This window comes from Pirellulales bacterium (assembly GCA_019636335.1).
Lineage (GTDB): Bacteria > Planctomycetota > Planctomycetia > Pirellulales > JAEUIK01 > JAHBXR01.
In genome coordinates, this window is sequence record JAHBXR010000008.1 from 192822 (window position 1) to 214833 (window position 22012).

The 22012-nt window shown below is 64.0% G+C and carries 18 protein-coding genes; 11 read left to right on the top strand and 7 right to left on the bottom strand.

Going from position 1 to position 22012, the window contains the following annotated elements:
• Positions 1-27: 27 nt before the first annotated feature.
• Both KF708_10575 and KF708_10580 read right to left on the bottom strand, forming a co-directional pair.
• Positions 28-1533 (bottom strand): sulfatase, encoded by a 1506-nt coding sequence (locus KF708_10575; GenBank protein ID MBX3413122.1) that lies wholly within the window; start codon positions 1531-1533, stop codon positions 28-30.
• Positions 1534-1684: 151 nt separating this feature from the next.
• A complete protein-coding gene (locus KF708_10580; protein ID MBX3413123.1) occupies positions 1685-2173 on the bottom strand; it encodes a hypothetical protein in 489 nt (162 codons plus the stop codon).
• Between the two features lie 632 nt (positions 2174-2805).
• Here KF708_10580 and KF708_10585 point away from each other — a divergent pair.
• The 10 genes from KF708_10585 (at position 2806) to carA (ending at position 15376) form a co-directional block, all read left to right on the top strand.
• On the top strand, positions 2806-4659 hold the full coding sequence (locus KF708_10585) for a hypothetical protein (protein ID MBX3413124.1): 1854 nt from the start codon (positions 2806-2808) through the stop codon (positions 4657-4659).
• Between the two features lie 52 nt (positions 4660-4711).
• Complete coding sequence (locus tag KF708_10590; GenBank protein MBX3413125.1) at positions 4712-5956, top strand: formylglycine-generating enzyme family protein; 1245 nt, start codon at positions 4712-4714, stop codon at positions 5954-5956.
• A complete protein-coding gene (locus KF708_10595) occupies positions 5953-6861 on the top strand; it encodes a hypothetical protein (protein MBX3413126.1) in 909 nt (302 codons plus the stop codon). Before KF708_10590 ends, KF708_10595 begins: the two co-directional genes overlap by 4 nt.
• 32 nt (positions 6862-6893) lie before the next feature.
• On the top strand, positions 6894-8297 hold the full coding sequence (locus KF708_10600) for a hypothetical protein (protein MBX3413127.1): 1404 nt from the start codon (positions 6894-6896) through the stop codon (positions 8295-8297).
• Positions 8298-8523: 226 nt separating this feature from the next.
• Positions 8524-9279 carry an alpha/beta hydrolase gene (locus KF708_10605; protein ID MBX3413128.1) on the top strand — a complete coding sequence of 252 codons (756 nt, stop codon included), beginning with the start codon at positions 8524-8526 and terminating at the stop codon, positions 9277-9279.
• A gap of 127 nt (positions 9280-9406) precedes the next feature.
• Positions 9407-10555, top strand: coding sequence for an ATP-binding protein (locus tag KF708_10610; protein MBX3413129.1), 1149 nt, complete (start codon positions 9407-9409; stop codon positions 10553-10555).
• The gene (locus KF708_10615) at positions 10552-11025 is read left to right on the top strand and encodes a hypothetical protein (GenBank protein ID MBX3413130.1); all 474 of its coding nucleotides are present in this window, start codon (positions 10552-10554) and stop codon (positions 11023-11025) included. Before KF708_10610 ends, KF708_10615 begins: the two co-directional genes overlap by 4 nt.
• 139 nt (positions 11026-11164) lie before the next feature.
• Positions 11165-12211 (top strand): hypothetical protein, encoded by a 1047-nt coding sequence (locus KF708_10620; GenBank protein MBX3413131.1) that lies wholly within the window; start codon positions 11165-11167, stop codon positions 12209-12211.
• A gap of 196 nt (positions 12212-12407) precedes the next feature.
• Positions 12408-13703 carry an aminotransferase class I/II-fold pyridoxal phosphate-dependent enzyme gene (locus KF708_10625; GenBank protein MBX3413132.1) on the top strand — a complete coding sequence of 432 codons (1296 nt, stop codon included), beginning with the start codon at positions 12408-12410 and terminating at the stop codon, positions 13701-13703.
• 536 nt (positions 13704-14239) lie between these two features.
• Positions 14240-15376, top strand: coding sequence for a glutamine-hydrolyzing carbamoyl-phosphate synthase small subunit (gene carA, locus KF708_10630; GenBank protein ID MBX3413133.1), 1137 nt, complete (start codon positions 14240-14242; stop codon positions 15374-15376).
• Between the two features lie 109 nt (positions 15377-15485).
• Here carA and KF708_10635 read toward each other — a convergent pair whose 3' ends face one another.
• Positions 15486-16334, bottom strand: a complete 849-nt coding sequence (locus KF708_10635) for a hypothetical protein (GenBank protein MBX3413134.1) — start codon at positions 16332-16334, stop codon at positions 15486-15488.
• Between the two features lie 149 nt (positions 16335-16483).
• On the opposite strand from KF708_10635, the gene KF708_10640 reads away from it, so the two are divergent.
• On the top strand, positions 16484-16891 hold the full coding sequence (locus KF708_10640; protein MBX3413135.1) for an ASCH domain-containing protein: 408 nt from the start codon (positions 16484-16486) through the stop codon (positions 16889-16891).
• A gap of 76 nt (positions 16892-16967) precedes the next feature.
• On the opposite strand, the gene KF708_10645 is transcribed toward KF708_10640, so the two are convergent.
• The 4 genes from KF708_10645 to KF708_10660 are packed head-to-tail and all read right to left on the bottom strand — an operon-like array spanning position 16968 to position 21753.
• The gene (locus KF708_10645) at positions 16968-17369 is read right to left on the bottom strand and encodes a hypothetical protein (GenBank protein ID MBX3413136.1); all 402 of its coding nucleotides are present in this window, start codon (positions 17367-17369) and stop codon (positions 16968-16970) included.
• Between the two features lie 27 nt (positions 17370-17396).
• The gene (locus tag KF708_10650) at positions 17397-18044 is read right to left on the bottom strand and encodes a sigma-70 family RNA polymerase sigma factor (protein MBX3413137.1); all 648 of its coding nucleotides are present in this window, start codon (positions 18042-18044) and stop codon (positions 17397-17399) included.
• A gap of 57 nt (positions 18045-18101) precedes the next feature.
• On the bottom strand, positions 18102-19655 hold the full coding sequence (locus KF708_10655) for a hypothetical protein (GenBank protein MBX3413138.1): 1554 nt from the start codon (positions 19653-19655) through the stop codon (positions 18102-18104).
• 13 nt (positions 19656-19668) lie between these two features.
• Positions 19669-21753: a serine/threonine protein kinase gene (locus KF708_10660; protein ID MBX3413139.1), complete on the bottom strand. Its 2085-nt coding sequence runs from the start codon at positions 21751-21753 to the stop codon at positions 19669-19671.
• Positions 21754-22012: the final 259 nt, after the last annotated feature.

Genomic DNA, 22012 nt, shown 5'->3' on the forward strand with positions numbered 1-22012 from the left:
CTTGGTACAAGTGCCTGTCTACTTAAATTACCGCGGCCGTGTGATTTGCGGTCTTGCTTCTGGCTGTTGTGCCAGAATCTCGCGCAGCTCGGAGACGACCGCCGACTGCTCGGCAGCCAGATTCTTCAGCTCCGCCGGATCGGCTTCGTAGTCGTAGAGTTCGAGGTCTGCCGTGGCGGGATCGGCGCCGGGTTGCTTCCATTCGACGAGCCGGTAGCGCGACGTTCGCACGGCGCGGCCGATCAATGGTTCACGATCTTTTGGCGTGCGTGGATAGGCGTGGAAGATCGCGTCCTTGGTGGCCTGCGAGGGATCGCGCAGCGTTTGTAGGAAGCTCGCACCGTCGAATTCCTGCGCGGCGGGACGGGGTAGATTCGCCAGCTCGCACAGCGTGGGATAAATGTCGACCGTTTCGGCGAGCGATGAAGAGACGGTATCCTCCTGCGTCACGCCGGGCGCCACGACGATAAGCGGAATGTGCGCCGCCTGCTCGTAGTTGGTGTGCTTGCACCAGATGCCGTGGTCGCCCAGGTGCCACCCGTGGTCGCCCCAAAAGACGATGATCGTGTTCGAGGCCAGGTCGAGTCGATCGAGCTCGTCGAGCACGCGGCCGATCTGAGCATCCATATAGCTCATTGCCGCGTAATAGCCGTGTTGCAAGGTCAGTTGCAATTCGGGGGGAAGAAGGCCTTCCCCGGGAATATTCTTGTAGCGGCGCAGCTCGCCACCGAACTGCGGCGCGTACTCCGGGGCGCCGTCGGGAGGAGTCTGACGCGCGGCCGGCTCGAACGACGCCCGGTCGTACAAGTCCCAATACTTCCGCGGCGCGCAGAACGGCAGGTGGGGCTTCACGAAGCCGACGGCGAGAAAGAACGGTTGATCCGGCCTAGTGGCCGCCGCCTGCAAGCGATGGACGGCCTCATCGGCCGTGGCGCCATCGGGGTACGCGTTGTCCGGCGCGTCGGCCGCCTCGTACGCCGCGCCGCGGGGTCGATTCCTCGCGGGGCTGCTTGGGGAAGGCGTGCCTTCGCGCGTCGAGCCGCGGCGGATCTTACTTTTGGGCAAGACGTATGCGTCGCGGTCGGACTTCCAAGAGGCCACCGACCACGACACGCGATCGTCCTGGTTTCCATGCCCGACGTGAAAGATCTTTCCGAGCGACTCGGTGCGATAGCCCTGCTGTTTGAAGTGCTGCGGCAAGGTCACGAGATCGGGCGCGGCGATTCGAAAGTTCGTCGCCAAGTCGTAAATGCCGAGTGACTGAGGCCGCTGCCCCGTCAGCAGCGAATTGCGCGAGGGAGAGCAGACCGCCTGGTTGCAGTAGGCGCGCTCGAAGCGCAGGCCCCGGCTGGCGAGCTTGTCGATGTTCGGCGACTTCGCCAGGGGATCGCCATAGCAACCGAGCGCCGGCTTGAGATCATCGACGCAGATCAACAAGACGTTGGGACGGGCTTTCTCCGCGCCGCGCGAGATCGCGGGCAGGAGGATCAAGACCATCGTCACACCAATCAGCAGATCGATCAGACGTCGCATCGTTCAGCACGCTCCGGGGCGAAGACGGGGCAACCGATTTGTTGCTTCGCATGTTAACAGGGCACGTGCGACGAGGCGAATCGACACGCCAGAAACAAACAAAGCCCGGCGTGCCACCTGGCTCGCCGGGCTTTGTTGATGATCTGGTTTCTTAGCCGCGGTAGATCACGGTGACGTCGCCCGAGCGGGCAAAACGCAGCGTGGCCGAGAAGCCGCAGCACCACTGGTAGGTAACCGCGCCACAGCCGATGATCGTGCAGCGCTCGGAGACCTGTGGGCAGCCGGTGCAGCAGGCCGGAATGCACACGTTGATGGCCATCTTGCAGCCGGTGCAGGGATCGCAGTAGGTCAGTGTCTGCTTGACGGGTGGGTTACAGGGATCGCACGAGCGGCAGCAGCTACGATCGACGTAGCGCACGCAGGGACGATAGCAGGCGCTTTGGCAGCAGGCACGGGGCTCGGGCACGCAGCAGTCGGGGGTGATGCCACCCACGTTGCCCGAGGTGGTCGCCACGCTCGTCAGCATGAACGTACTCACCGGCGCGCGGCGGAATAATCCCGCGGCATCCGATTCGCTTGAGGCGGTACACAGGAAGAACGCCGCGGCCACGGCGAGCAAGAGTTTCTTGGGATTCGACATCGCGTCACTCCTCCGTCTCGTTTCATCTACTCCATTCGTGAACAACGCACTAAGCCGGTGCGCGACTGCGTCAAGGATGGCATATTCGCCCCGCAGTGCAAGGGGGCGAGGGGGCCGCGGCAGCCGCGGGAACGCCGCAACCCCCGTATACCCAGCTACTTACAGCACCCCCACCTTGCTATTTGCGAGAAAAAAGCCGGCGGAAATGTCCTTCTGGCGGCGGGGCGAAGCGTTCAATTATCGACTTCGGAGGTGGATTTTTTCGGCCCGTGGCGGAAGTCGTGACGGGCAAACACCTTCCCCCCGATCGCGGCACATCATCTCGATTTGCCTCCCCCCAGGTGCTGACGTAGGGTTGTCCAGTCAAGGATGCGTACCGAGTGCATGTTCCCTTGGCACTGGCCGGCTTCACGCTTGGCTGGCGTCTCGGTCCCTTCACCCGTGCTCGCAGCATTCTCGACGACACGTCGTACCCATTGGCCGCTCGGCCGCTGAGAGTTCGTTCGTCTGACGCGAAAGGCATGTCCGCCCGTGTGCGGCTGCGCGGTGGCGCGCGAGATCACGTTGCGCCGTGCGGCACGTAGGGGGCGGGAATATCGTCCCGAACCACTTTCCACTGAATCAACGCCCGCGTGACTGCTCCTCTCCTCACCGAACGCGATAGCTGGAAGCCGATTGCGGCCTCGTTGGAGGCCCTGCGCGCGGCGGATCACGAGATCGAGACTTTTTTCGCCGACGAATGGGCGACGCTCGAGCGGCTGCGCGACGGGCTATCGCGGCGGGAGCGCGAGATCGTCGAACTGCGCGTGCAGCTCTCGCGCGAGCAAGGGGCCATCGCCGAGCGTGCCGCCGCGCTCGACACGCGCAACGACGAGTTGCACGAACGCGAGGCGGCCCTGGCCACCCGGTACGCGAAGCTGGCCGAGCTCGAGTCGGAGTTGAAGCACTCGCGCGAGGAATTCGAGCGCGATCGCGAATCTTACCTGGCCGAGCGGAAAGAGTGGGAGACGGTTCGCGAGGCGACCGAGGAAGAGCTTCGCCGGCAACTGGAAGACATCGAGCGCCGCCGTGCCGAGGGAACGGCGACCGAGGAAGCGGCCCGCCAACAAGCGGCCCGCCTGGCCGAAACGGCGGCCCGCGTGGCCGCGGCCGAAGCCGAGTTGCAAGAGAATCGCGCGCGGTTCGCCCGCGAGGAAGAAACTCGCGCCGCCGCGCGCGACGAACTGGCGGACGAGCTGCGGTCACAGCTCAGCACGGCGGAGGACGCGCGCGGTAAGCTGGCCGACGAACTGGCCGAAGCCCGCCACGAGCTCCAGGATCTTTCCACGGCGGCCAGCGACAGCCAGTCGTTGGCTGCCGATCTGAAGAAGGCGCGTAGCGAAGTGGAGCGCGTGCGCAAGCAATTGCAGCAGGAGCGCAAGCAGTCGGAGAGCGAACTGCGTTGCCGGCTGGAAGAAGCCGAGGCTGCTCGCGTGGCCGCGGAAGAACAGCTTGCCACGCTGCGAGTGGAAGCGGCGCGACTCCCCGACGAGATGCGCGAGCGCGAGCAACTCGCGGCCCAGTTGGCCGCCGTGCAGGAACAATTCTCGCAACTTCGCGCGTCGAGCGACAGCGAGCGGCGCACGCTCGAGCAATCGCAACGCGAGCGCGTGACGGAGCTGCAGCGCGAGCGGAGCCAGTTAGAGACTGATCTGGCCGCGGCCCGCAACGAGGTCGCGCGGCTGGCGGAAGTAGAAGTTCGCGCCACGACGATGAAGGTCGAATTGACGCAAATGCGCGAGACGCTCGACGAATCGCGCGCCGAGTTGACGCGTCAGCAGACGCATCTCGCCGCGGCGGCGGCTGGCGATCATGCCGCGCTCGAGCAGCGTGCTTTCGAATTGGAACAAGAACGCAGTGCCTTGCGGGCCGAGCTCGACGCGGCACGAGCCCAAGCGGCGCGCATGGCGGGCACCGCCATCGATCTAGCTGACGCGCGAGCCGTGATTGCTGATCTGCGGGCCGAGATTCTCGATCTTCGCGAGCAAACGGCCGACGGGCGCAATCCGGCCGACGAGGCGTTGCGTCACCAGGTGGTCGAGTTGGAACAAGAACGGATGTCGCTCGAGCTGGAGCTGGAAACCGTGCGCAATCGCGCGGCCGAGTTGCTCGAGGCATCGGCCGAGGACAAGCGGCGGATTGCGGAAGAGCGGGCCCAGTGGGCCGGCGAATTGCGACAGTTGCGCCGCGCCATGGAGACGCAAACGATGGTGCAGCCCCAGGCTCCTCCGCCTGCTGCCGCATACCCGCCGGCGTATCCCCAGCAGGGCTATGCGTCGCCACCGAGTTATGCGCCGGCCGCTGCTGCGGCGGCGCCCGCGCCGCAGCCCCCAACTCGTCCGGCGCCGGCTCCGCCGGCCGATCCCGTACTGGACTCGGTGATGGCGCAGTTCGAACAACTCCAGCGCGATCGCGCACAGCGTCGCGCCAATTCACACGTAGCGTAGGAAATCCGTCGCGTCGATTTCTCCTCGGGAACACGAACAAGCGAACATCGCGATGCAAGCCTTCAAGAACAACAAGTTTGCCTGGTTGATCGGTATCGTCAGCCTGGTAGGCATCGCCGTCGGACTGCTGCGACAGGACTACTACAGCTTCGGTCTGGGCGCCTCGGGGCTCTGCTACGCCATGTTGCGGGCCATGGGCTGGGCGCCGCGCACGCGCCGGACCGTCGTGATCGTTCCCACGCCGACGATCGTGGCCGAGCCGCAGCCCGAGACGTCCGATGCCCCCGCCGACACCATGGGGCTGGTGGAATTGATGTTGGCCCAAGGACGCTACGCGCTCTTGCTGCGGCCCGAGATCGTGCCGAACCTGACCGAGAGTCAGTACGAACGAGCACGGGTCTCGCTGTTCGAGTCGATGGCGCTGGTGCCCGAGGGAGAGTTGATCGTCGGCCAGGTGGGCGAACCCCACGAGCAATTCGAGGAGGATGTGCGTGATCTGCCGCGCTGCCACGGCACGATCGTGCGCGTCGAGCGTTTCTATCTCGACCGCTACCCGGTGACGAATCGCCAGTATCAGGCGTTTGTCTCGGCGGGGGGTTACGAGCAAATGGCCATCTGGGAGCCCGACATCTGGCCGGGCGTGCTCGAGTTCGTCGACCAGACGGGGGTTCCCGGTCCACGTTACTGGAAAAACGGCCGACACGAGCCCGGCGCCGAAGACCACCCGGTCATGGGCATCTGCTGGTATGAGGCGGCGGCGTACGCGCGCTGGATCGGCAAGCGATTGCCGACCGATCCGGAGTGGGAGAAGGCCGGATCGTGGCCGGTGCAGCTCACTGCGAGCAAGCGTCCTCAGCGCCGTTATCCCTGGGGCGATACGCTCGATCGCAAGCGGGCCAACCTGTGGGGCTCGGGTCCGAACAAAGTGGTTTCCGTCTACGATTTCTCCGAGGGGGTCAGCGTCGGTGGCGTCCATCAACTGATTGGCAATGTCTGGGAATGGACCACCGGCAACTTTGGCGAGTGGTGCTATCCCGGCGGTGGGCTGGTTCTGGCCACGCCGGTCAAGTGCATTCGTGGCGGAGCGTTCGACACCTATTTCGACAATCAGGCGACTTGTCAGTTCCAGAGCGGCGAGGACCCGGTGGCGCGGAAGCACAACATCGGCTTCCGTTGCGCCGTCAGTGTTTGTGATTTGGCGCTCGCCGGCGCCCCGCGCGCGAGCGAACCCCGCGAGCCGGACGCGGACGAAGAGACGGCATTCGCTGCCCACACCCCTGAGGCTTGCGTGACATGACCAGAGAAGGCACGCTCCCGATGGATTCGTACCGGCTGGCGTCTTACGCCGTGCAGGTGCCTTGCTACGTCTGCGACGAAGGCAACACCTACGATGCCGAACTTTGCCGACACTGCTTTGCACCGATGGCGCTGGCGCATCAGGCCAATAGCCAGAAGGTCGGCCCGCAGATGATCGCCGCGATCGGCGCCAGCGGCGCCGGCAAGACGGTCTTTCTCGGCATGCTGATCGACATGCTCTCGCGCCAGGCGAGCGGCATGCAGATGCTGGCGCGTGGGGCCTTCTCGATCTCGCTGCAACAGCTCACGATCGGGGCGCTCGCGCGGAGCGAGTTCCCCCACAAGACCCCGAACGAGCCCGATCGCTGGAACTGGGTCCACTGCCAGGTGCGCGTGCCCAAGCGCCGCAACCCGGTCGAGTTGATCATGCCCGACATGGCGGGGGAAGCGCTGTTCGAGGAGGTGGATCACCCGCGCTCGTATCCGGTCATTCGCGCCTTTCTCGAGAAGTGCTCGGGCGTGATGATCCTGATCGACACGATGAAGCTCTACGACGGCACGCAAGATCAGGACTACTTCACGATGAAGCTGTTGAGCTACCTGAACGAGCTCGATGACGATCCGCGCACCGGCTGGCGCAATCGCCCGGTGGCGATGATCTTCAGCAAGGCGGACCAGCGCGAAGAGCCGTTTCTCGATGCGGCCTCGTTCGCGCAGGCCCACACGCCGGGGCTGTGGCAGCACTGTCGCGAGCGATTCAAGGACCACGCGTTCTTTGCGTCGGGAGTGGCCGGCGCGTGCGCGGTCCGCTACCAGCGCGGCGACGGGCACGTGCGCGTTCCGTTGCGTGTCGAACCGCGCGGCATCATCGAACCCTTCGATTGGCTCATCGGCCGGCTGAAGTAGGCATCGTCGGCCACGGAGCGAGTGTACACGCCATGCTCATCGAACAAGCAGTCTTTACCTCGGCGCAGACCGACTGGTCGAGCGGTTATCGCCTGGTCAGCACCAGCCCCGGCGTGCGCGACGTCGACGCCCAGGAATTGTCGAACTGGGGGCCGTCGCACGATTCGCTCTGGGAAGAGGGAGCAGACGCCTCGAGCGTGAACTTTCACCGCCTGCCCAGCGGCGCTTATTGCGTTTCGCGCACGACGCCGGCGGGCGCCGAGTACAGCGGCCGGCGCGGACCGCAGATCTACACGCAATGCCTGCTTGTAAACCCGGAATTGCTGGCCCGCTTCTCGAACAATCCGTTCGCCTTGTTGCGTGCCGTGATCGCGCAGGGTTCGCTGCGCGTCCACAATCCCGTGCCCGCGCGGTTGACGCCCATTCGGCTCGTCGGGCGCGCAGCGCCGTTCGATCAGGCGCTCGTGGGGCAATTGGCAGACGACCCGGGTAGCACCTGGCTCTCGACGCTGGTGCAGGCGCTCGTCGAAGAGCCGCGCCTGGGGCTCATGGTAGGCAACAACGGCCAGCGCGTCGTGCAGGGGCTGATTCACTGCCTGCCCACCGAGTGCCGCGCGGAATTCAGCTTCTCGACGGGTCTGCGTTATTCGCCGCGACGCCCCTTCCGGCTGATTTGCCTTCCGCCGGCCAAGGCCGAGGCGCGGCGTCTCGAACGGCGCTACGACCTGCGCGTGCTCGATCTCTCGGGCGACCCGCCGCGCGAGTTCGAAGCGCGCGACGGCTGGGCCTGCTTCGTCGATGCCGCGCTCGAACGCCGCAAGATGGCCTGGTTCGGCGGGCAGCTCGCCCAACCACGGCCAGAACTTGACCTGGAAGGCCTCAACAGTCTCGGACGCCGCCTGATGGCGCAGATGTCGGGGGCCTCGGGGGATGACGCGGACGAGCAGGGACGCCCTGCCGGCGATTCGTCCTCGAGTGGCCGAACGTTCGGCTCGAGATCGCGCGACGAGCAGGGGATCGTCAGCATTCCGTTGCCGACGAACCACGAGGCCGACGACGAGGAGTCCTCGGGCGGACGGCGAGCGGACGGGGCACATCGTCGCTTCGAGGGCACGGCGGCGGCCACGTTGCGCATGTGGGAAAACTTACCCGCCGAAGTGCTGGGAGCGGCCCATCCAGACATTCAGCACGAACTGGAAACGCTCGACGACACCGTCTTCGAGGCCATCGCCGGCAACCCGGCGGCATTGATGGCCTTGCGTCAGCTCTGGCCGGCACTTTTGCAGAAGCTCGGCGCCCACGGCGTGGGCGAATCTCGCGAGCAGTATCTGCGGCACGCCCTGAATGTCTGGCGACAGTGCATCGACGGAGAAGAGATCCGCGATCCGCGGCGCGCGATCCGAGCACTCGACGTGCTCGGTATTCTCTACGAGTAGCGCGTCGCCGCGCGTGCCTTCGGCCAAGTTCCTAGCGGGGCGGGCGCTGCTACAATAACCGTCGATCGTAGCGGCGCAGCGAGAGTCCCGTTCAGGCGTCGTCGGCAGGTGGGAGATGGTCAGCACCTGGAACGACGACGTGCCGTCGCCGCGAACGCAGGTTCGAAAGGGCTCGCCTGGTCGCGCAGTCCTGTTCTTTGCCGTCGTCCTGCTTACGGTGGTCGTGTTGTTTTCCTTTTTCGAAAACTCGCTCGTCTACTTTCCGGCGAAGTATCCCACGGGAGATTGGAACCCGCTGGGGCTCGAATTCGAGGACGCCTGGTTCGAGGCCGCCGACGGCACGAAGCTGCATGGCTGGTACGTCCCACATCCGAGTCCCCGCGCGGTGATTCTCTTCGCGCATGGCAACGGCGGCAACCTGACGGGCTGGGCCGAAGACTTGCGCCAGATCCACGCTCGCGCGGGGGCCTCGGTCATGATCTTCGACTATCGCGGCTATGGTCGCAGCGCCGGTTCGCCCAATGAAGTGGGCGTGCTGCAGGATGCGCGTGCGGCCCGGGCGTGGCTCGCCGAGCGTGCCGGCGTGAGGGAACAAGATATCGTGTTGATGGGAACATCGCTCGGCGGCGGCGTGATGGTCGATCTGGCGGCCCACGACGGCGCCCGCGCCCTCGTATTGCAGAACACGTTCACTTCGCTTGTCGATGTCGCCAAGTTTCATTTTGGCTGGCTGCCGGCAAGCATGCTCATGCGCAATCGGCTTGATTCGGCCGCGAAGATTGGGCGATTTCATGGCCCATTGCTGCAAAGCCACGGCGACATCGACACGATCGTGCCCTATGCGTTGGGGAGGAAGCTGTTCGAGCAGGCGCACGAACCGAAGCAATTTCTCACGCTCGAAGGCTTTCAGCACAACGATTTGCATCCGCCGGAATACTTCGAGGCGTTGGGCGATTTTCTCAGCAACCTGCCACCGCTTTAAGCGACTTGCGTCCGAGCGTCGCCTATACTTGGATGACCGGATGACACGGACATCTTGGCTGCGAGAGGTACGCCCCCCAACCATCAGGTATTTTTACGCCGCCTGCCTGGAATGATAGAGAACACTCGTGCATTTGAGACTTCAAAACATCGGGCAGATTGGAGAGGCGGATCTCAAGTTCGGAGATCTCACCGTGCTGGTTGGCCCACAGGCAACGGGCAAGAGCATTTCGCTGCAATTTCTGAAGCTGCTCCTCGACACGGGACACATCCAGCGAGAGCTCACACGATATGGTCTGGATTGGTCGGGACAGTTGTCTGCATTTTTTGACATCTACTTCGGCGAAGGCATGCATGCCATTTGGCGCGAGGGGACCAGCGCCGTTTCCAAGAATGGCGAAGCCGTCGATATGCAGAAGCTGATTCGGCGGAAACAAAGAAGCAAGGAAGAATCCGTTTTTTTTATTCCGGCGCAACGAGTGCTGACGCTCCGCGATGGATGGCCCCGCCCTTTTACGGACTACTCGCCGGGCGATCCCTTCGCCGTGCGCGAGTTTAGCGAAAAACTACGTCTGCTCGTGGAGCGAGAGTTTGGCGGCGGTGAGAAGCTGTTCCCGCAGGAGAGACGCCTCAAAGCGGAATTTCGCGAGTTGTTGGAACAGACCATCTTTGCCAAATACAGTGTCAACGTCGACAAGTTCCGCGCACAGAAGCGTCTCGTGCTTGGCGCCAACGGCGAACCTCTCCCTTACATGGTATGGTCGGCTGGCCAGCGAGAATTCGTGCCGCTGCTGCTCGGCCTCTATTGGCTCATGCCGCCGACGAAGGTCTCGCGGCGTGGAAATATCGAATGGGTGGTGCTCGAGGAATTGGAGATGGGGCTTCATCCGCGGGCGATCTCGGTGGTGTTGCTCCTGGTGTTTGAACTTATCATGCGGGGATACCGCGTGTGCCTTTCCACGCATTCGCCGCAAGTTCTCGAAGCCATGTGGACACTTCGAAACCTGAAAGAGAATGGGGCGTCGCCCAAGGCCTTGCTCGAGGTTTTCGATGCGCCGGAAACTCCGGCCATGCAGAAGATCGCGAAAGCGATCCTCGACGCTTCCGTTCGAGTGTTTTACTTCGATTCTTCCATCGCCGGCACGAAGGACATCTCTGACCTGGACGTAGCGAACGAAGAAACGGATGATAGTTGGGGCGGACTGGCGGAATTCAGCGGTCGCGCGAATGCGGCCGTGGCGCGAGCCGTGGCAAACAGCCACGCGGGGCAATCGTGATCTTCAAGAGTGCTGTTGAACAATCGGCACAATTGCAGTCGGCGTATTGTGATGGCCTGCAGGCGCTGACCGCTGCGGACCGTGCTTGCATTCGAACGGAAGATCCACGCCGCCTTACGGGAAGCATCGACATCGATACCACGTTGTCGAAAGCGTGCCCGAACGATCCACGCTGGGACTACGCCATTGGCCACCAACCGGCGAACCTGGACAGCGAAGTGGTGTATTGGGTCGAGGTGCATCCCGCCAGCGATCGAGAAATCACGGTTGTTCTGAATAAGCTGCAGTGGCTGAAATCCTGGCTGCAAGCGAATGCCGAAGAATTGTTGGCCATGCCGCGTGAATTTGTCTGGATTTCGAGTGGACGTACCTCATTCACTCCGACTTCTCCTCAAAAAAGGCGTTGCGCAGCCCAGGGGCTGCAGCACATGGGCACCTTCTTGCACATGAGAGCCGAATACCGAGATTGATGCCTCCGGCCGCGACTACCGGGTAATCGAGCCGGTGTCTTTCTGGACATGGCTGTGCCGGCCAAGTTAAATGTCAGGCTCTAGCGTCTGCTGCCCGCCTGGCTGCGTTTGCCGATTGTTCACACCCAGGGTGTACGTCATGCCGTTTGTCGCTCGCCGCGTCTGCTGGTTTCTGCTCGTTCTGCTGCTGTCCGCGCCGGCCCAGGCAGCCGATACCCCGCTTTGGGTCGCCAAGACGATCACGAAGCTGCCGCGGACGCATGAGGAGTTGGCCGCCGCACACGCGGCGAGCAAGGCGGCTTCGATCCAGGTCGCCGTGGGGGATCCGCTCGAAATCGAGGACTTCGCCGGCAAGACCGAATACGACGTCACCGTCACCGAAAAAGGGAAGAAAGTCGCCAAGAAGCTCCCCTACGATTATTCGCGACTGGGCGTGGTGAGCTACGGCATGCAGCTCACCCCCGAGGATCAGGAAAAGCTCCCCTCGGTGAGCAAGTCGCGAATTCTCTCGCGGGTCGGGGGCAATTACATCAGCATCCAGCTCCGCGTCCACCGCGATCAATCGACCGGCCACGTGTATCTCTACTACAAGCCGTTCGCCGCGATCGGCACGTACGGCCAGCCCGGGGCCCAGGAATTCGCGGCGCTGATGGAAGACTCGGTCCGCGACTGTCGCGGATTGGGGCTCTTCGTAGGCCCTGGCGAGAAGCCGTCGGCCGAGGCCTTCCGCACCTTCGTCGGCATCAATCGCGATACGCTCGCCAAGCCGAATCCGACGGGAGGTGACCCGATTCTCGAGCCGCACTACGAGTTGTTTTTCGTGCGTGCGCGCGTGAACGGCGATCAAGTCGAGTTGCACAGCTTCAATACCAGCGAATACATGACGCGGCTGAACTACCTGAGGCCGTACAAATCGCCGGAAACGCTGGCCGAGTCCGATATCGACAGCACGATCTTCTTCACCGCCTACACGGCAGCCAAACAGTCTCCCTCGGCCAAGGCCGCCTGGCAGATCGATATCCGCCCGCGCAGCTATTTCGAGATCGCCCAGCTCGACGAGTTCGCCAAGTCGCAGGGGATGCAGGGAGACTTTCTCGATAACCTGACCGCGGTGCTCGATGCGATCATCGACGGCAAGGTGGAGCCGACCTTCAAATCTGAAAGCTCACGCGGAGACGCGAAGTGAGGAGGAGACGCGGAGGGCAAAGGGTTTTTTGACCGAAGCATTGTCGATCGGTTTAGCTGCCGCGAACTTGCGGGGGGTGCGCGGTGTCTGGCTGGCCGACATTCGGCGGTTCTGCGCCGTGCTTGTTCCCCCTCGAAAACCGGATATCCTAAAGGGTTAGCGCTCCCCGACCCCCAATGCTTACCCCTTGCTTCCGATGAGCCAAGACCAACCGCGCGACGAGATTCCCCGGCTACCGCAACCCTTTGAGATCCCGGTCGCCGATCGGGTCAAGCGGTTGCCCCCTTACCTGTTTGGCCGCATCAACGCGCTCAAGTATCAGAAGCGACGGGCCGGCGCCGACGTGATCGACCTGGGCATGGGGAACCCCTCCGATCCGCCGCAGGATCTGGTGATCGAAAAGCTGGCCGAGGCGGCCCGCGACCCGCGCAACCATGGCTACAGCCACTCGATCGGCATTCCGAACCTGCGCCGCGAAGTGGCGAGCAAGTATCTCAAGCGCTACGGCGTGCGACTCGATCCCGAGAGCGAGATCGTGACTTGCCTCGGTTCGAAAGAAGGCTTCAGCCACTTGTGCCTGGCGCTGATGGGTCCGGGGGATACGGCCATCGTGCCGGCCCCGTCCTTCCCGGTACACGTTTATGCCGTGGCGCTGGCGGGGGGCAATGTGATCTCGCTCGAGGTGAAGGACAACGAGAAGTTTCTCTCGAACATCGCCTACACGTGCGAGAAGCTCTATCCGCGGCCGAAGCTCTTGATCGTCAATTACCCGCACAACCCTTCGTCGGTGACGATCGAGCCGGAGTTTTATGTCGAGGTGGTGAAGCTGGCCAAGAAGTACGGCTTCATGGTCATCAGCGACATGGCCTATGGCGACGTCGCCTTTGACGGCTACAAGCCCCCCAGCTTCCTGGCCGCCCCCGGGGCGAGCGACGTCGGCGTCGAATTCACCACGATGAGCAAGGGCTACAACATGGCGGGCTGGCGCGTCGGCTTCTGCGCCGGCAACGCCGAGATGATCCGTGCCCTCTCGACGATCAAGGCCTATTACGACTACGGCATGTTCCTGCCGATCCAAGTGGCGGCGATCATGGCCCTGCGTCACACGGACGCCGGCGTCGAGGCACAGGCCGCGCTGTACCAGCGTCGTCGCGACGTGCTGTGCGAAGGTCTGCGCCGTATCGGTTGGGACATCACCCCGCCCCGCGCGGGGATGTTCGTCTGGGCCAAAGTGCCGGAGGTGTGGATGCAGCGGATGGGGACGATCGACTTCGCCATGAAGCTGCTCGAAGAGGCGGACGTCGCGGTGAGCCCCGGCGCCGGATTTGGTCCCTCGGGCGAAGGCTACTTGCGACTGGCGCTCGTGGAAAACGAGAACCGGCTGCGTCAGGCGGTCCGCCAGATCGGTCGCTGCCTGGGGTTGGAGCCGCCGTCCCCCCCCGCTCCGTCGCCGGCTCCCAACGTGGCCGTCGATCCGAACGTGACTCGGTAACGGCATGCCGCCAGGGGCACAAGGGGCCGCTCGCCGAGATGGCCAGCGGCGGCTATAATCGCCCCTCAAGTTGCACAGAGGGGGGCGTTCCAAGGTCATCGGAGCCGCCAGCGTGGCTCGCCCGCGAAACAAAAAAAGCGAGGGTTCTTGCTCGCCGGGACAAGAACCCTCGCCACTTTGGCTGTCCGAATCGAATGCCTTGCGGCGTTCAACTTCGGAGACCCACAGCCGTTATAAAACCCTATCGGGCCGCCGTCCCTGCGACTTTAGGTTCCCGCCCCACGGTCGAATGGTGCCGCGTCGAACGAGTCTGACGGGCATCGTCAGCTTGCTTTACCTGGCGTCTTTGTACCGTGCCTCCCACGCGCGGCAGAAACGCCGAGGCACGCCCCCAGCCTGAGGAATTCACCGCCGGCCGCGCGCGAAGCTGTACCGACTCGATCGACTGGCGCGCACACGCGTCGGTCGCAATCGTCAAAGTCTCAGATACCCTACACGCCCAGCCAGGGTTCACCGCCAACATCCAGGTTCGCCAGATGACGCGCATCGCCAAGCTTGCGTTAGAAGATGGAACGGTTTTCACGGGAATCGGCTTCGGCGCCGAAGGCGAGGTGGACGGCGAGGTGTGCTTTAACACCTCGATGACCGGCTACCAGGAAATCCTCACCGACCCAAGTTACCGCGGCCAGATCGTCTGTATGACTTACCCCGAGATCGGCAACTACGGCGTCAATGCCGAAGACGTCGAGAGTGGCAAGCCGCACCTGGCGGGTTTCGTCGTCCGCGAGTTGAGTCGAATTGCGAGTAATTTCCGTGCCAATGGCACGCTCGACGAGTATCTGGCTCGCCACGACATCGTCGGCATCAGCAACATCGATACCCGGGCCCTCGTCCGCCGGCTGCGTATCGTGGGGGCGATGAAGGGCATCTTGTCGACGCGCGATCTGGATGACGCGAGCCTAGTGGCCAAGGCGAAGGCAAGCCCCGGGCTGGTAGGCCGCGACTTGATCCGCGAGGTGATTCCCCACCAGCCGCGCGAATGGTCGGAAGAGTTGAGTCCCTGGACGACGCTCGAGAATCCCTCGCAGTCGAACAGCCAACATGGGATCGCGCGGGGCAAGCACGTCGTCGCCCTCGACTACGGCATGAAGTGGAACATCGGCCGGCATCTGCACGACCTGGGTTGCCGCGTCACGGTGCTGCCGGGGACGGCCTCAGCACAGGATGTGTTGGCGTTGAAACCCGATGGCGTGTTTCTCTCCAATGGCCCCGGCGATCCGGAACCGCTCGACTACGCCATCAAAACGATCCGCGGCGTGCTCGAGAACAAGACGCCCGTCTTCGGCATCTGCCTGGGGCATCAGCTTCTGGCCCTGGCCTGCGGCGCCAAGACCTACAAGCTCAAGTTCGGCCATCGAGGGGCCAACCAGCCGGTGCTCAACCTCGACTCGGATCGCGTGGAGATCACCTCGCAGAATCACGGCTTCGCGGTCGACGAGGAGTCGCTGCCGAAGACGCTCGAGATCACGCATCGCAATCTGAACGACAACACGATCGAAGGACTGCGTCACCGGGAACTGCCCGCCTTCTGCGTGCAGTACCACCCCGAATCGTCGGCCGGGCCGCACGATAGCCATTACCTGTTCCGGCAGTTTGCCGAGAACATGGCTTAAGGCTTAGAAATTGCCGTGCAGTAACACAGGCCAGCGGCCTGTGCCACTTTCTGCCCCAAGTTCTTGCGAACTCGTGTCGGCTCCGCGCCGTGTGAGAAACTCATCCCGGCTACTTCTGCTCCTCTTCGTCGTCCTCGCCAAAGAGCTTGATGGGGGGCAACTCGGGGGCGTTGGGCGTGTTGTAGACCGGCTTGTAGGCGGGGGGGGCGTCGTTTGCCAGAGGTACCGGCCCTGCCTCGGCGCTGCGCGAAGGGGGCGTGCTCCAACTCGTTCCGCCCGAGGACCCGCTGCCGCCGCCTGCACCCTTTTGCGCGGCGAGGCGGCGGCGTTCGGCGTTCAGTTCTTCCTGTGCGGCGCCGGCCAGCGTCTCGGTCGGCATGACCATGTGTAGTTGATTCTCGTCGACTACCAGATCGGGACGCAACATCGCCGCGGCATGATCGGGACAGGACCACATCACCAGGCGGACCCGTTCGTGCCAACTCTTGAGAAATAACATGCCGACTCCCGCCAGCGCGGTGATCAGGGCGAACAAGAGAAACCACCACGATCCGCGCCAATAGGCGATCAGCAAGAAGAATAGCGAAAAGCCCGCGGTCGCGGCGCCGATCTGCAGGGCGTATTCGAACGAGCGGACCTCGACGTCGTACTCGCGGCTGCGTAGCCCCTCGCCCCGGCCGCAGTACCAACAGACTGCCGGCAGCCCGATGCGCCAGGCGTGCCCCTCGCGATGCTCGCGTCCCCAATAGATGATCTGCCTTGCCCGGGCATTGGGATTCTGCAGAAAGGGGAGCCAGATCTGCAGATTCAGCCAGGTCTGCCACAGGCGGGGCTTGAGACGTGGCCAGACGAACGTGGCGAACCGTTCGCGCAGGCTGCTCTTGCCGCGCGGCGACCCTGGATCGCCCGGCGGACGCCCGGCTTCGTAGCCCTGCGAGGAAGTGGATTCGTACGACATGCCTGTATCGTATCCCGGAGATACGGCGCTGGTCCAGTCGCCGATTTGACCTCGCCGCGCACGCGGCACTATGCTGACGCACCCTCGCCGAGCATGCGCGTGGGCCACGGGGGCGTGCCGCGCATGCACGGCGAACTCGCTGCGCCGGCATGCTCATGTTGCTTTTCAAGAAGAAGTTTCTCGACGCGATTCGCGCGGGGCGCAAGACGCAAACCATTCGCCTGTGGAAAGTGCGCCGCGTGCGCGCCGGCCAGCGCAGCTACATCCCGGGCGTAGGATATATCTGGATCCGCGCCGTGGACGAAGTGGCCCTCGACGAGCTGACCGACGAGGACGCGGTGCTCGACGGCTTCGACAACGCCCGGGCCCTGCGCGCCGAGATCGACGCCATCTACGCCGAGCAGCTCGACGCCGGCTATCGGGCCTATCGCTTGCGTTTCGAGCTGGCCCCCGATGAAGTGAAGAAACCCAAGCCGGAATCGGCGAAGCAGAATCGTGCGACTGCCAAGAGGCCTCGCCGAGACGACCGTAGCCAACAACGTGTCACGGACTGCTAGCCTGTGCTTTGAGCAACTCTCCACAGGCCGGCGGCCTGTGCCACTTGTCTGCTCCAAGGAACAGCGAGTGAAGAGTCTACTTGCCGCGGAGATAACCCGCGCTCGACTGGAAATATTTGCGGCGGCGCGTCTCGATGGCGTCGGCGGCTTCCTGCTGTTGATTGCGCAGGTCTTCGACATTTGCCTGGCAGAGTCGGCAGCCGACCACCTCGACGTGGAACTTCACATAGCTCGTCGTGCCACGATCGAGCGTGCCGAGCAGGAAGCCGCCCAATTGCTCGCGCGCTGGACACGTGAGGCGATGCCGCCGCCAAATGCCCCCCAACGTATGCATGCCGGCATCGCGCCGAGCGTGGAGCTCGGTCAGCCGTCCGACGAGGGAAGCGTCGCTCCGCACGGCATGCTCGATGCGCGCCATTTCCTCGGCCGGCAAGGCTTCGTCGAGATAACCTTCGAGATCGGTATCGCTGTAGTGCATTGCTTCCGTCCGTGAGCTGCCTGGTTCTTAAACCGCCGCCTCGCGTAGTTCCGGAAAGACATCTTGCGGCAGGCCCTGCTTGCGGACGGCGGCGCGTAGTTTTGCCAGCAGATCGAACTTGTGGTTGGCGACGGTCTGCTCCGAAATACTCAAGCGCGCGGCGGCCTCTTTGTTGGGCAGGCCGCGCACAAAAAGCAGCTCGGCGCATTGGATTTTTTCCCAATCGCCGCGCTCGCGCCAACGGGCGATGTTCTCGGCCAGGGCCGCCGTGAGCGCCTTTTCTTCCAGCCGGCGCCGCTCGCCGCTGCGCATTATGCTGCTGGCGGCACGCTCCGAGCCTGGGAGATCCCAGTCGCTTTCTCCCCCTCGCCCCGACGATAGCGGCACGGTGGGCCGGCGGCCCTCGCGTCTCAGGTGGTCGGTCAGCTTGTGGGCGGCAATGCTGAAGAGGTAGGTTTCCAGCGGCCGTCCGCCGTCGTAATTCGGCAGGCTCGTGAGAAAGCCGATGAAGGCCTCCTGGACGACATCCTCGCTCGAGGCACGCCGACGCAAACGACTCTCGACGAAGGCCAGCAGGCGCCCCTCGTAGCGCGCGATCAACTCGCTCCACGCATCGGGTTCGCCCGCGCGGATGCGATCGATCAAGAGACGTTCGTATTGCGAAGGAGCATTCAACTTGGCACCACGCGTGGGGTTCCGCCCGGCACCTGACGCGACCGCGCGGCGACCTTACTATACCATGCGCAACATCTGGAAGAGCGCCAGTCCCGCGCCGGCCACGATCGCGCCCGCCGCCAGTTTGAGCCGTCCGCTGTAAAAGCCGCGTGTGGCCGTATCGAGCTTGAGATAGCCGAACGTGGTTCCCAACAGGAGCAACACCAGCCCCGAGGCGGCGCCGGTCATCGTCAAGCGCCGTTCGAGTTGCGTCTGGTGCCACATGCCGGCAAGCTCACGTCGCGCCATGTCGTCAAACTCGACGAGCACGTGCATTTCGTACATCGTGGTGCCGAGGGTGACGCTCTCGACTTCACCGATCCACTGATCCTTGACGAGCGCCGACTCGATCCAGATGCCCGGCACCTGCATCTCCTCGGCCGCGCGGTTGCCATACAGTCGGGCGACGTATCGGTGGACAATCCCCCGCACCAGGGTGGGGGCCTCGGCAAAGCATTCCTCGGTCGAGCTATAAGGTCCCGACCGGGCGGCGATGCGATAGACGCCGTTGGGGAGCCGTTCTTCTTCCTTGCCGTTGGCGACCCAGGCGGGCTTGGCGCGCTGGCCAGACGACGTGTCGCGCGCGACGGAGGGCGTCGCGACGAGTTGTGGCTGGACCGGCCGAGGGGGCGGCTGTGGGGTTGCCGGTTCCGGTGACAGGGGTTTCTCGGCGGCGACGGGTTCCGCCGCGGCAAGCTCATCGGCCGGCTCAGCGACACTTTCACTCTTCGTGGCCTTGCCCTCCTGTTGCACTGGCGTATCCAAGCCTACGGGCAGCATGAGTCTCGCCGCTACCTGGCGTACCTCGCGGGCAGGAATGCGAAGGGCGAATCCTTGGGAGTCCTCGTCGCGATCGATGTTGACCAACGTCCGCAGCGGGTCGTCGGCCGCGGCCACGGCACGCTCGAGCAAGGCCGTCGCGTCGTGCATGAGCTTTTTGGCCTGACTTGCGTCAAGACCTTCGATTCTCAGGTGAATCGTGTCTTCGGGCCGGGCCACGCCCACCTGGCGGCGCCGCCCCACCTGCGCCACCTCGCCCAGGGGGAACTTGTGGTCGTCGTCGAGAGAGATTCGCAGGTCGAGCAAATGCGTCAGTGGCACGTCAGCGAGATCTGTCTCCTCGTTCGTCGTGTCGTCCACGGCTGTCAGTATGCTGGTGACCGCCGACACGATGGCGCCGGGATTCGCGCGGAGTTCTGGCAGCTTGTCGGCATGCCAGCGAATTTCGAGCGTGACGTGATCGGGGCGCGGGCCGGCGGTCTGCTGGAGCGCGTCGCCGCCGAGGCGTGCCTCGATCTCGGCGCGGATGCGATCGGCGACGGTCCGCTGATCGGCCTCGGCGGCTGCGCGTTGCGCTGTCGCATGGCGGAAGGCACCGTGAAACCGCAATACGCCGACCGCCACAAACGCCACCACTACGAAGAGTGCGCAGATGGTTAGTGCTCGCCGCCCCAAGCGCGTGCAGAGGAGCACGATCACGCCAATCGACCCGGCAAAGAAGATCATGGCGGCAACCAGAAAGCAAAGCATACCTGCCAGCGAAGGCCCCATTTGCGCCAGAAGTGGTGTCATTGATCCTTCCCCCCTAAGTCGAGCGCTGCGCGCGGCGCAGGCGTCGATTCACCCAGGGACTGGCCAACTGCACGCTGCACGCGATGGTGAACGCCACGGCCATGCCCGCGCCGCTCGGAAACTGCCAGAAGAGGCTCAGGACAAAGGCCCACAGCCCGCAGCCGAAGGCGTTCCACAATTGCAGACGGGTACGGCGTTGCGGATCGGCCAGCTCCCACCAGCGGAGCACGGGAAAGAGCAAGCCGAAGTAGGCGAGATAGGCCGTCAGGCGGGGCGCACCCTGCTCGTCGAAGAGCGACTCGCGAATCGTGTTGGCCGATTCGCTGGCGGACAAGGGGCCATGCTGCGGGGCAATGATATCGGTCGTCGTCGAGTAAGGCAGATCGATCAACAAGGCGCTGTGTACGCCATAAGCCACGGTGCCGAGCGCCAGCCCTACCACCAGCAAGACGAAGCGGCGTGGCAGGACCTCGACGCGCGTTCCTTCCCAACTCTTGGCGGCAATCTGAATACCCCAGGTGCCGATCGTCGAGACGATCGCCAACCAGGCAAACAAGTCGGGACGCAGGCTGCCGGTCATCAGCAGCAACAGCAGGCTGATGGCCGAAGCGGCGGCTGCCCCCCCCAGCATCGAACCGGTCAGCTCGGTAAAGCGATCGCGCGCCGAAAGGGGGAGGAACGCGACCGCTTGCGATTCGCCGCGCACGCGGCGCGAATACTTGCGAAACTCTTCGCGGCGCACTTGAGCCGCGGCCTGCGCACCCGGCGAGAGCGGCGGAACAGGGGGCGGGGGGGGAGACGGGCTCACATCGGGATGATGCAGCTCGGCCGTCGCCGGCAAGCGCGGTGGGTTCGGCGAGATCGCCGACAGAACCACGGCATAGATGCAGTAGATCAGCAACGACAGGATGAGCAGAGGCGCCCAAAGACCCATCGTCGCCACGAGCATGATCGATCCCAAGACGTAGCACAGCACGCGCGCCCAGATCGGTAGGTTGAGATCCTGCCAACCCGTGCGCAGGTCGGTCCACACGCGGCCGAGTCCCCGCGCGATGGGGTCGCGCTCGTCGACGTGCATCGTCGGCGCGTGCCTGGCCGCGGGGGAAGCCGCCGGGGGAATGGCGCCGGCATAGGCGGTCTCGCCGTGCCCGGCCACCGCCATGAAGGGCGCGGGGGTAGGGCGATCGTACATGGCCGTTTCGGCCGCTGGGCGGGGAGACAAGGCCGACGCAACGGCCGTGAAGACGCGCGGCGCCGAAGCAGGCTGCGGCAATCGCGCGAGCAGCTCTGCCACCGATTGAGCCCGCTTGGCGGGATCCTTCTCGAGCGCGCTGGCGACTACCGTACGATAAGGCTCGGCGAGGCGGCTCAAGTCGGGCTGCGCGGTGAGATGCTTCATGAGCACTTCGCCGACGCTTTCCCCATCGAACGGCACACGACCGGTCAGCACCTCGTACAGCATCACGCCCAAGGCGTAGATATCGATTTCCTTGCCGTAACGGCCGTTGGCCACTTCGGGCGCCATGTAGTGGACCGTACCGACACTTTCGGTCTGTCCGCTGCGGCGGCTCGACGAGATGAACTTCGACAAGCCGTAGTCGCCGATCTTGACGATGCCGTCGTCGTTAAAGACGTTGCCGGGCTTGAGATCGCGGTGGACGATGCCCTGATCGTGCAGGTAAGCCACGCCGGCGCCGACGCCGTGAATCCAGGCGAGCGCTTCGTCGAGGGGCAACCCCTCGGGATGACGTGTCACGCAATCCTCGAGCTGTTCGCCCCGGACATATTCCATGACGACCCAGGTGTCGTCCTGGTCGTCGACCTTGATGTCGTAGAGGGCCAGCAGGTGCGGATGGCGCAGGTTGAGGCAGTGGGTGACGCCGCGCAGCTCGACATCGAGGTTGCGTCGAATGAGCTTGAGCGCCACCTCTTTGCCGGCGTCGCTCACGGCGTAATAGACTTCGCCGAAGCCCCCCCGACCGATGCCGCGTTTGATCGTGTAACCATCGAGCGGACGAGAACCGCTCGTGTAGGTGAACTTCATAGGGCCGCCTCGCGGCTCGCGGATCTCTTCCGCTTCGGTGGCTCGCAGGTTCATGGGTTTGGCACCGCTTTGTTCTAGCGTAGCTGTTGGTTCTTCCATCTGTCCAGGATCGAGTAGCCCAACGTGGGCACCATTTCCGGGGGCCGAATCCAGCTTGGTTGGACCGGCCTGCCATGCGGAACGAGGCTGCCTACTGGGCCCCCCACAACCACGGAACATCTTGCTCTCGCTTTTCGTGCCTGCTTCTCAGCCGATTCTGTTCGTAACTCGTGCCCAGTGGGCCAGCTTCGAGGTCGCCGTACCGATGGCTTTC

Excerpts from the sequence above, each read along its gene's own strand:
- KF708_10575 (MBX3413122.1), bottom strand. The coding sequence starts at position 1,533 with ATGCGACGTCTGATCGATCTGCTGATTGGTGTGACGATGGTCTTGATC.
- KF708_10580 (MBX3413123.1), bottom strand. The coding sequence starts at position 2,173 with ATGTCGAATCCCAAGAAACTCTTGCTCGCCGTGGCCGCGGCGTTCTTC.
- KF708_10590 (MBX3413125.1), top strand. The coding sequence starts at position 4,712 with ATGCAAGCCTTCAAGAACAACAAGTTTGCCTGGTTGATCGGTATCGTC.
- KF708_10595 (MBX3413126.1), top strand. The coding sequence starts at position 5,953 with ATGACCAGAGAAGGCACGCTCCCGATGGATTCGTACCGGCTGGCGTCT.
- KF708_10600 (MBX3413127.1), top strand. The coding sequence starts at position 6,894 with ATGCTCATCGAACAAGCAGTCTTTACCTCGGCGCAGACCGACTGGTCG.
- KF708_10620 (MBX3413131.1), top strand. The coding sequence starts at position 11,165 with ATGCCGTTTGTCGCTCGCCGCGTCTGCTGGTTTCTGCTCGTTCTGCTG.
- KF708_10625 (MBX3413132.1), top strand. The coding sequence starts at position 12,408 with ATGAGCCAAGACCAACCGCGCGACGAGATTCCCCGGCTACCGCAACCC.
- carA (MBX3413133.1), top strand. The coding sequence starts at position 14,240 with ATGACGCGCATCGCCAAGCTTGCGTTAGAAGATGGAACGGTTTTCACG.
- KF708_10635 (MBX3413134.1), bottom strand. The coding sequence starts at position 16,334 with ATGTCGTACGAATCCACTTCCTCGCAGGGCTACGAAGCCGGGCGTCCG.
- KF708_10640 (MBX3413135.1), top strand. The coding sequence starts at position 16,484 with ATGCTCATGTTGCTTTTCAAGAAGAAGTTTCTCGACGCGATTCGCGCG.
- KF708_10645 (MBX3413136.1), bottom strand. The coding sequence starts at position 17,369 with ATGCACTACAGCGATACCGATCTCGAAGGTTATCTCGACGAAGCCTTG.
- KF708_10655 (MBX3413138.1), bottom strand. The coding sequence starts at position 19,655 with ATGACACCACTTCTGGCGCAAATGGGGCCTTCGCTGGCAGGTATGCTT.
- KF708_10660 (MBX3413139.1), bottom strand. The coding sequence starts at position 21,753 with ATGAACCTGCGAGCCACCGAAGCGGAAGAGATCCGCGAGCCGCGAGGC.